The 11,422-nt window shown below is 68.3% G+C and carries 13 protein-coding genes and 1 tRNA gene; 1 reads left to right on the forward strand and 13 read right to left on the reverse strand.

What is annotated here, in order from left to right:
• Positions 1-2: 2 nt before the first annotated feature.
• The 12 genes from IEV96_RS05700 to IEV96_RS05755 all read right to left on the reverse strand — a co-directional run bounded on the left by IEV96_RS05700 (position 3) and on the right by IEV96_RS05755 (position 9,812).
• Positions 3-653 (reverse strand): FMN-dependent NADH-azoreductase, encoded by a 651-nt coding sequence (locus IEV96_RS05700; protein ID WP_188509692.1) that lies wholly within the window; start codon positions 651-653, stop codon positions 3-5.
• Between the two features lie 10 nt (positions 654-663).
• Positions 664-1,893, reverse strand: a complete 1,230-nt coding sequence (locus IEV96_RS05705; RefSeq protein ID WP_188509693.1) for an MFS transporter — start codon at positions 1,891-1,893, stop codon at positions 664-666.
• Complete coding sequence (locus tag IEV96_RS05710; protein ID WP_188509694.1) at positions 1,890-3,245, reverse strand: NtaA/DmoA family FMN-dependent monooxygenase; 1,356 nt, start codon at positions 3,243-3,245, stop codon at positions 1,890-1,892. Before IEV96_RS05710 ends, IEV96_RS05705 begins: the two co-directional genes overlap by 4 nt.
• A complete protein-coding gene (locus IEV96_RS05715; RefSeq protein ID WP_188509695.1) occupies positions 3,242-3,937 on the reverse strand; it encodes a cysteine hydrolase family protein in 696 nt (231 codons plus the stop codon). The genes IEV96_RS05710 and IEV96_RS05715 overlap by 4 nt, the downstream gene beginning before the upstream one ends.
• On the reverse strand, positions 3,934-5,019 hold the full coding sequence (locus IEV96_RS05720) for an LLM class flavin-dependent oxidoreductase (RefSeq protein WP_188509696.1): 1,086 nt from the start codon (positions 5,017-5,019) through the stop codon (positions 3,934-3,936). Before IEV96_RS05720 ends, IEV96_RS05715 begins: the two co-directional genes overlap by 4 nt.
• A 41-nt stretch (positions 5,020-5,060) precedes the next feature.
• Positions 5,061-6,164 carry an ABC transporter substrate-binding protein gene (locus IEV96_RS05725; RefSeq protein WP_188509697.1) on the reverse strand — a complete coding sequence of 368 codons (1,104 nt, stop codon included), beginning with the start codon at positions 6,162-6,164 and terminating at the stop codon, positions 5,061-5,063.
• Positions 6,165-6,229: 65 nt separating this feature from the next.
• Positions 6,230-7,093 carry an ABC transporter permease gene (locus IEV96_RS05730; protein ID WP_188509698.1) on the reverse strand — a complete coding sequence of 288 codons (864 nt, stop codon included), beginning with the start codon at positions 7,091-7,093 and terminating at the stop codon, positions 6,230-6,232.
• A 15-nt stretch (positions 7,094-7,108) separates the two neighbouring features.
• Positions 7,109-7,945, reverse strand: a complete 837-nt coding sequence (locus IEV96_RS05735) for an ABC transporter ATP-binding protein (protein ID WP_188509699.1) — start codon at positions 7,943-7,945, stop codon at positions 7,109-7,111.
• Positions 7,946-7,948: 3 nt separating this feature from the next.
• Complete coding sequence (locus IEV96_RS05740; RefSeq protein WP_188509700.1) at positions 7,949-8,476, reverse strand: flavin reductase family protein; 528 nt, start codon at positions 8,474-8,476, stop codon at positions 7,949-7,951.
• The gene (locus IEV96_RS05745) at positions 8,473-8,997 is read right to left on the reverse strand and encodes an NADPH-dependent FMN reductase (protein WP_188509701.1); all 525 of its coding nucleotides are present in this window, start codon (positions 8,995-8,997) and stop codon (positions 8,473-8,475) included. The genes IEV96_RS05740 and IEV96_RS05745 overlap by 4 nt, the downstream gene beginning before the upstream one ends.
• 187 nt (positions 8,998-9,184) lie before the next feature.
• The gene (locus tag IEV96_RS05750) at positions 9,185-9,547 is read right to left on the reverse strand and encodes a hypothetical protein (RefSeq protein WP_188509702.1); all 363 of its coding nucleotides are present in this window, start codon (positions 9,545-9,547) and stop codon (positions 9,185-9,187) included.
• 188 nt (positions 9,548-9,735) lie between these two features.
• Positions 9,736-9,812: transfer RNA gene (locus IEV96_RS05755), tRNA-Ala, on the reverse strand.
• Between the two features lie 122 nt (positions 9,813-9,934).
• Between IEV96_RS05755 and IEV96_RS05760 the strand changes: the two genes are divergently transcribed.
• Positions 9,935-10,507 carry an antibiotic biosynthesis monooxygenase gene (locus tag IEV96_RS05760; RefSeq protein WP_188509703.1) on the forward strand — a complete coding sequence of 191 codons (573 nt, stop codon included), beginning with the start codon at positions 9,935-9,937 and terminating at the stop codon, positions 10,505-10,507.
• 44 nt (positions 10,508-10,551) lie between these two features.
• Here the strand turns inward: IEV96_RS05760 and IEV96_RS05765 are convergent, their stop codons facing one another.
• Positions 10,552-11,388 carry a MetQ/NlpA family ABC transporter substrate-binding protein gene (locus IEV96_RS05765; protein ID WP_188509704.1) on the reverse strand — a complete coding sequence of 279 codons (837 nt, stop codon included), beginning with the start codon at positions 11,386-11,388 and terminating at the stop codon, positions 10,552-10,554.
• Positions 11,389-11,422: the final 34 nt, after the last annotated feature.

Genomic DNA, 11,422 nt, shown 5'->3' on the forward strand with positions numbered 1-11,422 from the left:
GCCTACTCCAGCCGGGTCATCCCTCCGAGGCGCGACCCGGCGGAGGCCGCTTCCTCGTGGGCGAGTGCGAGCTCTTCGCGCCCGCGCTCGATCTGGTCGGCGAGTTCGGGCACAGCCTCGGCGAGCGTGAGACTCGTCGAGACGAGCGTGACCGGCATGCCGAGCGACGTTCCGAGAATCAGCTGCAGCGCGGGCACCGCGTGGTCCCAACCCGCCGTGGGCGAACCCTCGTCGTAGGAGACCCCGCGGCTGGAGATGATCACCGCCGGCCTGCCCGCCATCGGCTGCTTGTCGCCGGCTGTGATGCCCGGCACGTGGATGTGGTCGATCCAGGCCTTAAGCGTCGACGGCATCGAGTAGTTGTAGAGCGGCGCGCCGACGAGGACGACGTCCGCGGTCAGGAGCTCCTCGATGAGCGCTGCCTGCAATGCGACCGCCTCGGCGGGCGGGTTCGACCCCTCCGGCCTGGCGTGTTCCGGCCAGTGCAGCGAGGAGTCCGCCAGGTGCGGGAGCGGCGCCCGGTGCAGGTCGCGGTGGGTCACGGTGTTCTGCGGGTCGGCCTCGAGCCACGCGTCGACGAAGGTCTGCCCGATCGCGCGCGACCGTGAGGTGTCGAGGTCGGCCGAGGAATCGAGGTGCAGGAGGTGCGGCATGCGGTCAACGCTAGCCGCTGACGAGGATGGCCTCGCGCCGTGACCCGATCGACACCCGCACGATGAGCAGGTTGGCGACCACGAGCACCACCGCGATGACCGCGACGGCCGGCCAGACTCCCGCGGCGTCGAACACCCCGAAGACGAGCAGTGGACCGACCACGGCGCCGACGTCGCCCGCGGTTCTCGTCACCCCGACCACGACCCCGCTCAGCCCGGCCGGCACGCGCTCGCTCATGATCACCGAGGGCACGACACCCGCGACGCTCGACGCGAGTCCGTAGACGACGATGGCGGCGGCGAAGAACCACGGCCCCTCGGCCACCGCGAACAGCAGGAGAGCCAGTGCCGCCGCGACCGTGGCGGGGACGAGCACCGAGACACGGCGACCACGGTCGATAACGGCGCCGACGAGGGGCATCGCGGCGAGCGATGCCAGGGTCGCGGCCGCCAGCGCGACCCCGAGGGTGAGCGGGGTGAGACCGCCCTGCTCGTAGGCGAGCAACGGCACGAGTCCCTGCTCGCCGCCGAACCGGGCGAAGAACGCCGCGAACGAGCCGAGCGCGAGGGCGACGACCACGACGCCGAGACCCGACGAGGCGACCCGGTCGACCGCGGGCCGTGCGCCACGGTCGCCGGCTCGCAACGGTTGCCAGTAGTGCCGGGCCGGGCGAGCCGCGTCCCAGGCGAGACAGGCCGCGAGAGGCACGCTGGCGACGACGAATGCCACCTCGAGCGGGAACCAGGTGAGCGCGAGCCCGCCGACGAACGCGCCGAGCGCTCCGGCCGACATCTGCACGGCGGTCGCCGTTGCCATGACGCGCCCTCGCCGGTCGGCGGGAGCCCCGGCCACGAGCACCGCGAAGCCGATCGTCACCGCTGCGCCGCCCAGTATGCCCGCGGCGACCCTGGCCGCGATCAGCGTGCCGGTATCCGTACTGAATCCCGTCGCGGCGGTCACGACGATCAACGACAGGCACACCGCCCGCAGGTACGGCCGCGGACGCCACCAGCGCAGGGCGAGACCGGCGGGGATGTTCGCGATCACCCGCCCGACCCCGAACGCCGCGACGATGACACCGAGCATGGCCGCGGTCACGCCGAAGCGGTCGACGTACAGCGGGAGCGCCGGCACGATCGTGCCCCACGTCATCTGCGTCGAGCCGATGAGACAGCAGAGCAGGATCGTCTGTTCCCACTGCGACGACGCGGATCGCGAGCGCGCGGCCCGCCGGCTCACGACGCGAGGTTCTCGCGGAGGGTGCGGCCGGGGTAGGCCGCACCCATGGTGCCCCTGCGCCGCAGCTCGGGCACGAGCAGTTCGATGATGTCGACGTACGAACTCGGCATGCTCAGCGGGTTGCCGATCATGTACCCGCCGCGGGAGCCGGTGGCCGCGAAGTTCTCCTCGAGCTGGTCGGCCAGCTGCGCGGCGGTGCCCGACATCGTCGTGTCGAAACCCACCGCGTGCTTCCAACCGCGCTCGAAGAACTCGTCGCGGCTCATGTCGTGGTCGGCGCCCAGTTCGGCGACCAGCTGGCCGACGAGTCCCGAAGGCGACGCACCGGTCGCCACGATCGTCTCGTTAAGCTCGCCGAGGTTGACGGTCGATCCCACGGTGGAGAAGTCGTAGCCCGAGTTGTACGACAGGTAGGCGCCCACCGCTTCGTCGCCCCAGTAGGCGAGCATCTCGTTCTTGCGCGCGGCCGCCTCCTCCTCGGTGCGCCCGATCACGAGCTGGGTGGCCCAGAGGATGCCGACAGCCGAAGGGTCGCGGCCGTTCGCGGCGAGTTCGGCGTCGAGCATGCTGCGGTGACGCGTCTGCGAGGCGAGGTTTCCGCCGAAGCCGAAGATGAGATCGGCGAACTTGGCGCTCGTCGCGATGCCGCGCGGCGAGTTGCCGGCCTGCACGAGCACCGGGTGGCCCTGGGGGCTCGGCACGCTCGTCAGCGGTCCCTTCACGTCGAAGAACGCGCCGTGGTGGTCGATCGCGTGCACCTTGGCCGGGTCGGCGAACCGTCCCGTCTCGCGGTCCATCACGATCGCGTCGGGCTCGACGGAGTTCCACAGCCGCTGGCAGACGTCGATGAACTCGTCCATGCGCTCGTAGCGCTGGCCGTGCTCGGGCAGCGAGTCGTAACCGTAGTTCGCAGCATCCGACACTCTCGTCGACGCGACGACGTTGAAGGCGATGCGTCCGCCGGTGACGTGGTCGAGGGAGTTGAGCAGGCGCGCCACGTAGAACGGGTGCATAAACGTCGACGAGTAGGTGAGCCCGAAACCGATGTGCTCGGTGACGGCCGACATGGCCGCGATGAACGGGCTCATGTCGTGGCGGGGCCACTGCACGCCCCACTCGACGGCGGCGTCGGTGGATCCGCGCCAGGTGTCGGGCAGGCCGGTGCCGTCGCCGAAGAAGAGCATGTCGATTCCGCCGCGTTCGGCGGTGATCGCGAGCTCCTGGAACATGCGCACGTCGGGGAACGTGCGGCCGGCCCACGAACCGGGTCGGGCCCAGCGGCCCTCGGTGTGGGTGAACGACAGGTCGAACGCGAGGTGCATGTGCGTCGGGTCGGCGTCGGGGTGGTTCATGCGTGCACGGGCTTTCCGGTGATGGCGGTTCGCGCTGCCGCGGAGGCGGGGGCGGATGTCGCGAAGAGGGTTTCGAGGTCGGTGCTCGTGATGATCTGGCCGACGTTGAGGGCGAGCTGTTCGAGCGCGTTGGCGTTGATGCGCACGTCGTAGGCGGCCGTGGCGTCCGACGGGATGACGACCGGGAAGTCGAGCTGCATGGCGTCGGTCGCGGTCGCGGCGACACAGCACTCGCTGGTCAGGCCGGTGACCGCCACCCATTCGATGCCCGCGTCGCGCAGCAACCCCTCGAGACCGGTCTCGAAGAACCCGCTGTAGACGCGCTTCACCACCCGGATCTCGCCCTCGGCCGGTTCGAGGCCGTACCACTCGGCACCCGGGGTACCCACGATGCACGGCTCCTCGGGAGACATGGCCGCGTCGAGCGCCGCACCCCGCAGCCAGCCGCTCGACCGCCACACGCGGTCGGGCTGCGAGCCGAGCTCGATCCAGACGACCGGGATCCCCTTCTCCCTGGCGGAGTCGACGAGACGGTCAATGGTGGCGAGGGCGTCGACGATCGATGCGGATGCCGCCGCGTCGAGCCCGTAGTCGCCCAGGTAGGCGGGGTCGGCGAACGACCGCTGCACGTCGACGACGAGCAGCGCGCCGGGGAGGCTCCCGAGAGCCGCGAGATTCACCGCGCCGGTCATGCCTGGGCCGACCATGCCTGTGCCGCCCGGTCCGCGTCTTGGGCGCGCAACACCGGAAGCACGCTCTCGCCGAAGGGCGGCAGGTCGTCGAGGTAGTCGGGGAAGATGATCATCAGCCCGTCGAGCTCGGCGCCCTCGACGACCGTGTTGATGTGGCCGACGATCGTGTCCGGCGACCCGAAGACGTAGGGGGTCTGGAACGCGTCGTGTCCCGTCGCCGACTCCGTCCACGAGCTGACGCGGTCGCGCGGCATGCCCCATGACACGCGCATGTTGGCGAGGGCCTCGCGGTCGACGCCGACACCGATCTCGTCGACCCGCTTCTCGGCGAGGGCGTCGGTCTCCGCCATCACGACGGTGAGCATGCCGTAGGTCTTCACCTCGCGGCCGAGCGCGGCCGCCCGTTCGTGCACGTCGCGCGACGAGTCGCGCAGCTCCTCCATGGTGGCGCCGGAGAGGAAGGCGCCGTTGCTGCGCCTGGCCTGGAAGTCGCGGCCGGCCGGCGAGTTGCCCGCGCTGATGATCGTGGGCGGCTTCACCGGGTGCGGACGGGACTCCGCGTCGGTGAGGGTGAAGAATTCGCCGTCCAGCGTCACGGAGTCCTCCGTCCACAGCCGGGTGACCGCCTCGGTCCACTCGTCGACCATGCGGTAGCGCGCCTCCTTCGATAGCGTCGCGTCCCACTCCCCCATCTGCATGAACTCCTCGGCGTAGGCGCCCGACACGATGTTCATGCCGGCGCGGCCGCCCGAGATCTGGTCGATCGTGGTGAACATCTTCGCGGCGACCACCGGGTTGTGCACGTTGGCGTGCACGGTGGCCCAGATCTTGACGCGCGAGGTGGCCTCGGCGATGCCGGCCATCATGGTCATCGACTCGAGCGTGCGGCCCCAGTGGTCGGTGGAGCCGCCGAAGCCCTTCCACTTGCCCATCGACATCACGAAGTCCATCCCGGCGTCCTCCGCCATGATGGCGGCCTTCTTGTTGTAGTCGTAGCTGCCGTCGGGGTGTGGAGCCGTCTCGGAGACGAGCCAGCCCCCGTTGGCTATCGGGAGGAAGATGCCGTATTCGCGTTCAGACATGGTGCGTTCTTTCTGTGGCTGGGGTGGAGGGCGGTCGACGGTTACGGCGCGGGCCAGATGAGCGTCGTGCCGTCGTAGATGTTCTCGATGAAGCTGTTGTCGAAGTACGACTGCACGTCGGCGGGGGCCTTCGTGATCTGGTCGGTCTCGACCAGGAAGTCGCTGATCGCGTCGACGTTGGCGGTGTCGACGAGCCCGATCGGCCGGTCGTCCGGCTGGTTCTCGGTGATGATCTCCGACTCGGTCTCCCAGATCTTGATGTTGTGCGCCACGTCGTATCCCTCGCCCGACAGCACGGACGCGTACTCGACGCACTCGTCAATGTTCTCGTCGCAGTAGTCGATGGCGTGCAGGCTCGCCCGCATGAAGTCCTCGACGGCCGTGGGGTTGGCCTCGGCGAAAGCGGGATTGACCGCGACGGTTCCCAGCGAGCTCGGCACCCCGAAGTCGTACGGCCGCCACACGGTCACGTCGAAGTCCGCCGCCTCGAGCAGGTTGGGCTCGTTCGAGATGAAGCCGGTGAGCGAGTCGACCTGGCCGCGCGGCAGGATCGTGGGGTCGTAGCCCACCACCACCTGCTGGATCGAGGCCACGTCGACGCCGGCGTTAGTCAGCATCGCCTCGACGGCGGGCGGCATGTTGCCCTTCTGGCCGAGGATGGTGCCGTCGAGTTCGGTGAGGTCCTTCACGTCGGTGTTCGTCATCAGGATCTCGAGTCCCACGTTGGAGAGCGTCGAGATGCCGAGGATGTCGATGCCGTTGTCCTGGGCCTGGATGAGGTTCTGCTCGCCCACTCCCGTGAACGTGACCTGGCCGGAGGCGAGCAGCTGGGCGTTCTCGCCGGTGTCGCCGGTTCCCGGCTGGATGTCGACGTCGAGGCACAGCGCGTCGAAGTAGCCGAGTTCGTCGGCGGCGACGGTGTTCAGAATCGACGCGGACGCCTGATAGAAGTACCCGGTGAGGAAGTTGATCTTCCCCGCCGCCTTGTTGAGTTCGCAGCGTTCGGCCGAGATGGCGCTGCCCTCGGATGCCGCATCGGCCGAGGTATCGGACGGCGCGGATGCGGTGGGACTGCAGGCGGTGAGGCCGATCGCGACGGTGGCGATCACCGTCGCGGCGATGGCCAGTCTGGTGCGTGCGGGCATAGCTGTCTCCTTGAGATGGGGTTAAGGGTGCGAGCGGTGGTGCGGGTGGGAATGTGGGGCGCGCGTCAGTTCTTCTCGCCGATCATCGACTCGTGCCAGTGCAGGACCCGCCGCTCGATCGCGGTGATGATGGCCAGCAGCACGGAGCCGAGGATCGCGAGACAGAAGATCGCCGCGTAGACGACGGGCAGGCGGTTGTTCGACGACGCGATGCTGATGACCGTTCCGAGACCCTCGGCCGCGCCGGGGGCGGCGAGCTCCGCGACGACGGCGCCGATGATCGAGAGCGGGAACACGATGCGCAGTGACGTGAACAGGAACGGCAGCGCGCTGGGCATCCGCACGTGCCAGAGCATCTCGATGCGCGAGGCGTGCAGCGTCGAGAAGACCTGCACGACCGACTGTGGCACGGAGCGGAGCCCGGTGGACACGTTGATGAGGATCGGGAAGAAGCAGATCAGCGCCGTGACGATGAGCTTCGGTTCCGGTCCGAACCCGAATGCGACCACGAGCGCGGGCGCGATGGCGACCAGCGGCGTCACGTTGAGCACGACCGCCACCGGCATGATGGCCCGTCGCGCGATGGGCAGTTCGGAGATCAGGATCGCGAGCACGTACGAGGCGACGAACCCGATGGCGAGGCCGATCAGCGCCACGGACAGCGTGACCCAGGCGTTGTGGAGGTAGAAACCCGGATTGCTCGCGAGCGCCTCCCACACCGCGGCGAGCGGCGGCAGCAGGTACGGGTTGTCTTTCGCGACGAAATTCCAGGCGAAGCCGAGAGCGACGACGAGCACGACCACGGGCAGCCAGTAGGCGGGGCGGACGAAGGAGAAGCGCGCGGGGATCGCCGCGGTCTTCTTCCGCGGGAGCGTGCTCTCGACGGGTGCCGGGTCCACGCGTGGCGTCACAGGGGTGGTGAGTGTCATGGTTGTTTCCCGTCCCTAGGCCGCGCTCGAGGCCGGATTGCTCACGGGGTTCTCGCGCCACGCGGCCTGGAGGTGGTCGCGGATCGTGTCTTCGAAGTGGTGGAATTCTGGTGTCTTCAACATCGCCTCGCTGCGCGGGCGCGGGAGCGTGATGTCGACGGACGCCGTGACCCGGCCGGGACCCGACGACATCACGAGGACCTTGTCGGAGAGCCGCACGGCCTCCGTCACCGAGTGGGTGACGAAGACGACGGTCGTGTTCATCTGGTCCCAGATGTCGAGCAGTTGCCCCTGGATCGACTCGCGGGTGAACTCGTCGAGCGCCGAGAACGGCTCGTCCATCAACAGCACGTCGGGCTGAACCCCGAAGGCCCGCACGATCGCGGTGCGCTGCTGCATGCCGCCGCTCAACTGCGCGGGCAGCTTGTGCACGGCGTCGCCGAGCCCGGCCTTCTGCAGCAGGTCGCGCATGTCCGGCGCCGCCTTCGCCACATGCCCGCCGATTTTCTGGCGTCGTCGGTCGGCGCCGGGGTTGACCTTCGCCGGCAGGCTCACGTTCTTGAGCACGTCGAGCCACGGCAGCAGCGCGGGAGTCTGCGGAACGAGTCCGATCATCTTCGCGGCGCAAGCACGTTCCGGTGTCACCCCGAAGACGCTCACGTCGCCGTCGTCGGCCTGCTCGAGTCCGGCGATGAGGCGCAGCAGGGTGGACTTGCCACAGCCGGACGGTCCGATGATGCTCACGAACTGGCCGCGCTCGATCGTGACGTCGACGCCGTTGAGGGCGACGTGCTGGCCCGCGCCCGATCCGTAGATCTTCACGGCCTTGCTGATGGCGATGGTGTCTGACACGGTTTAGACCAACTTCCTGAACGCGCGGTTCTGATAAACGAGGGGCTCGACGTCGGCGCGCAGCACGTCGTCGACGTGGACGATGATCATGAGGTGGTCCCCCACGGTCCAGCGCTCGTGCACCCGACCGACGATGGATGCCGCGGCGCCCGTCACGACGGGAACGTGGTCGTACTCGTGGTGCAGTTCGACCGCCGCAAACTTGTCGACGCCCTTGGTGGCGAAGTGCTTGGCGATGTCGCCCTGGCCGTCGGCGAGGATGTTCACCGCCAGGTGCGTCGTGCGGGCGAACGCCGGGTAGCTCTCGGCCGTCTCGGCGAGGAACACGGCCACGAGTGGCGGCGAGACCGAGACGCTCGTGAAGCTGTTGGCGGTGAACCCGTAGGGCGTGCCGTCGATCTTGGTGGTGACGAGCGTGACCGACGTCGCCATGCCGGCGAGGGCGCGGCGCAGTTGTCCCGCGTCGAATCCGGGAGGCGATTCGAGGTAAGTTCCGGATGACTCGGCTACCGCTGTGTCGACGTTCGTCATGCCGCCACCCCCGCGAGCGAACCGAGGACGACCGAGCGGCGCTCGATCCACTCGGCGATGGCCGTGTCGCGCTGTGCACCATCGGCGGCCACCGCGTCGGGGAGGAACAGACCGCCGAGCGGGCTGAGCGCGCCGAGCTCGTCGAGCACGGGCTGCAGGTGGGTTCCGCCGGCGAGCGAGTGCTGCGGCGACGCGGCGATCGTCAGCGGCACTGCGAACGTCGAGGAGAGCGCTCCGGGTCCGTACCCGTCGAGGAACGCCTTGAGCAGGCCCGTGTAGGAGCCCTTGTAGACCGGCGTGGCCACGACGAGCAGCTGCACCGCGGCGAGCCGGGCACGCTCGCCGGCCACACCGGCGTCGGAGCTGTCGAGAACGCGGCCGCCGAATTCGGCGAGGTCGACCACGCCGGCGTCCGACGCTCCGAGCGCGTCGGTGAGGCTGGCCACGAGCGAGCGTGTCGCCGCGAGAGTCTTCGAATCGGCACGTGGGTTGCCCACGACGCCGCTGATCAGGAAAGTCACTTGTGCCTCCAGGGCTCAGATCCGTCGAAAAGAGAGAAGGAGAGCGAACGGGTGAAGAGATTCGCCTCTCGAGAGGAACGCTGTCGAGAAGGAAGCTAATGGCCCGCGGAGGTCCGTTAGTGAGACAGTACAGACCGAGTGTTACGCGAAAGCGACGGGTTCTGTTTCGCGCGCGTAAACACTCGCCCTAGGCCGTGAGCAGGTGCAGCGAACCGTCGGCGGTGTGGAACGAGTAGACGTCGACCTGCTGTGCTTTCGCGGCGCTGAGTGGCCAGGATGCCGAGGTGAAGAACCTCGCCTGCGGCTCGGCGACGCAGAGAACCAGTCGGGGTCTCGTCGGCAATACACCGCGCAGCCAGACGAGTTTGAACATGTCGGCGAGGGCGCCCATACGGTGGGTCGAGCGCGCCTCGCCAAGGTACGGGACGAGCTGCACGAGCACGCTCTCGGCCTGGTCGATGCCCTCGACCTCCACCCGGAGGTTTCCGGGCAGTTGCAGGGTGCGCGGTTCGAGGTCGACCCTGAGCAGGGCGCCGAGTGCGCGCAACATGGCGTGTTCCGTCGATTCCTCGGCGATTCGACCCGTCGTTCCGATGTGCCCCACCCCGTCACCTCGCAGTCTCTCGGTTCACCGAGACACGAGCGTACGCCGCAGATATTTCGCCGGTGTTTCTGGCTGCGACGACGGGCCCGTTAACGACGAAAGCCCCGCTGAATACAGCGGGGCTTTCTCACTAATGGTGGATCCAAGGGGATTCGAACCCCTGACCCCCTGCATGCCATGCAGGTGCGCTACCGGGCTGCGCCATGGACCCATTATTCGTTTTTCGATTCGCCTTCTCTCTCGAAAAGGCAACTTGTAAAGATTACTACATAACTCGACGACTCCAAACCGCGCCGACGCGAATCCGAAACAATGACGGGGCAAACTGGTCGGATGAGTGCCACACCGATCACCGTCTCCGTCACGCGAACCGTCGCCCCCGAGCGTGCGAAGGAGGCCGCGGCCTGGGCACGCGCCGGGCAGGAACTCGCGAGCGCCAGCCCGGGCTACCTGGGTTCCGGTTGGATTCGCCCCGACCCCGAGTCATCCGAATGGCACATGCTCTACCGTTTCGCCGACGAACCGAGCCTGTCCACATGGGAGAAGTCCGCCGAGCGCGCCTGGTGGGTGGAGAGCGCGGTCGGACTGGTCGAGGAGTCGTCGGTCGAGCGTCGAACCGGCATCGAGGGCTGGTTCGACCAGCCGACGTCGGTCGAGGTGATCGCGCAGACCCCGCCCACTCCCCCGCGCTGGAAGCAGATGGTCGCGATCTTCGCGAGCTTCCTGCCGCTCAGTCTCGTCGTCAACTGGTTGCTGTCGTTTGTGAGCGACGGTTGGCCGCTGCCCCTGCGCGTTCTGGTGCTCACGGTGATCGTCACGCCGGTGATGACCTACCTCGCGCTTCCGGCGATCACCCGACTGCTGCGGCCGTGGCTGCTGGGGGGCGGCGTCCGGCGTACGAAATAGTGCCCGCCCCGCAGCGGCGGGACGGGCACGGATAATGCGTGTGACTAGTTCTCGACGGGCACCACGAGACCGTCCCAGGTCTCGTTGATGTAGTCGGAGGTCTCCTGCGACGTCAACAGCTCGTAGAGCTTGGCGACGCGGGGATCGCTCTCCAACTCCTCGGTGGTGGCGAGCACGTTGACGTACGGGCTGTCGCTGCCCTCGATCAGAATCGCGTCGTCGGCGGTGAGGCCGGCGGGCAGCGCGAACGAGATGGTGACGAAGGCCGTGTCGACGTCGGGCACCGACTGCGCCAGCGTGGCGTTCTCGATCTCGACGAACTCGAAGTCGTGCGGGTTGTCGGTGATGTCGCCGAGCGTGGTCGGCTCCTCGGTGGTCTCGATGAGCCCCTCGGCGGCGAGGATCAGCAGCGCGCGGCCCTCGTTGGTCGGGTCGTTCGGCACGGCGATCGTCGCGCCGTCCTCGAGGTCGTCGAGGCTCTTGATCTTGTCGCTGTAGAACGCGGCGCTCGGCAGGTAGACGTCGCCGACGCTCACGAGCGAGTCGCTCGACGCCTCGTTGTAGGTCGCGAGGAAGTTCGCGTTCTGGAACAGGTTCGCGTCGGTCGACCCGTCGCTCACCGACAGGTTCGGGGTGTTGTAGTCGGTGAACGGCACGAACTCGATGGTGAGGCCGGCGTCGGCGGCGAGGTTCTCCTGCACCCAGGTCAGGATGTCGCCGGCGGGCGTCTGCAGCGCGCCCACCTTGATCGTGCCGAGGTCCTCGACGTCGGGGTTGGTCGAGGCCGGAGCGCTCGACGAGCAGGCGGAGAGGCCGATGGCCAGGACTGCGGCGGCAGCGGCGGCACCAGCAAGGCGCGCGCTGCGGTGGGTGATACGCATGTGATTCTCTTCTCTTGGATGTTGGGTGATGCGG

The sequence above is a fragment of the Conyzicola nivalis genome, assembly GCF_014639655.1.
GTDB classification, from domain to species: Bacteria; Actinomycetota; Actinomycetes; order Actinomycetales; family Microbacteriaceae; genus Conyzicola; species Conyzicola nivalis.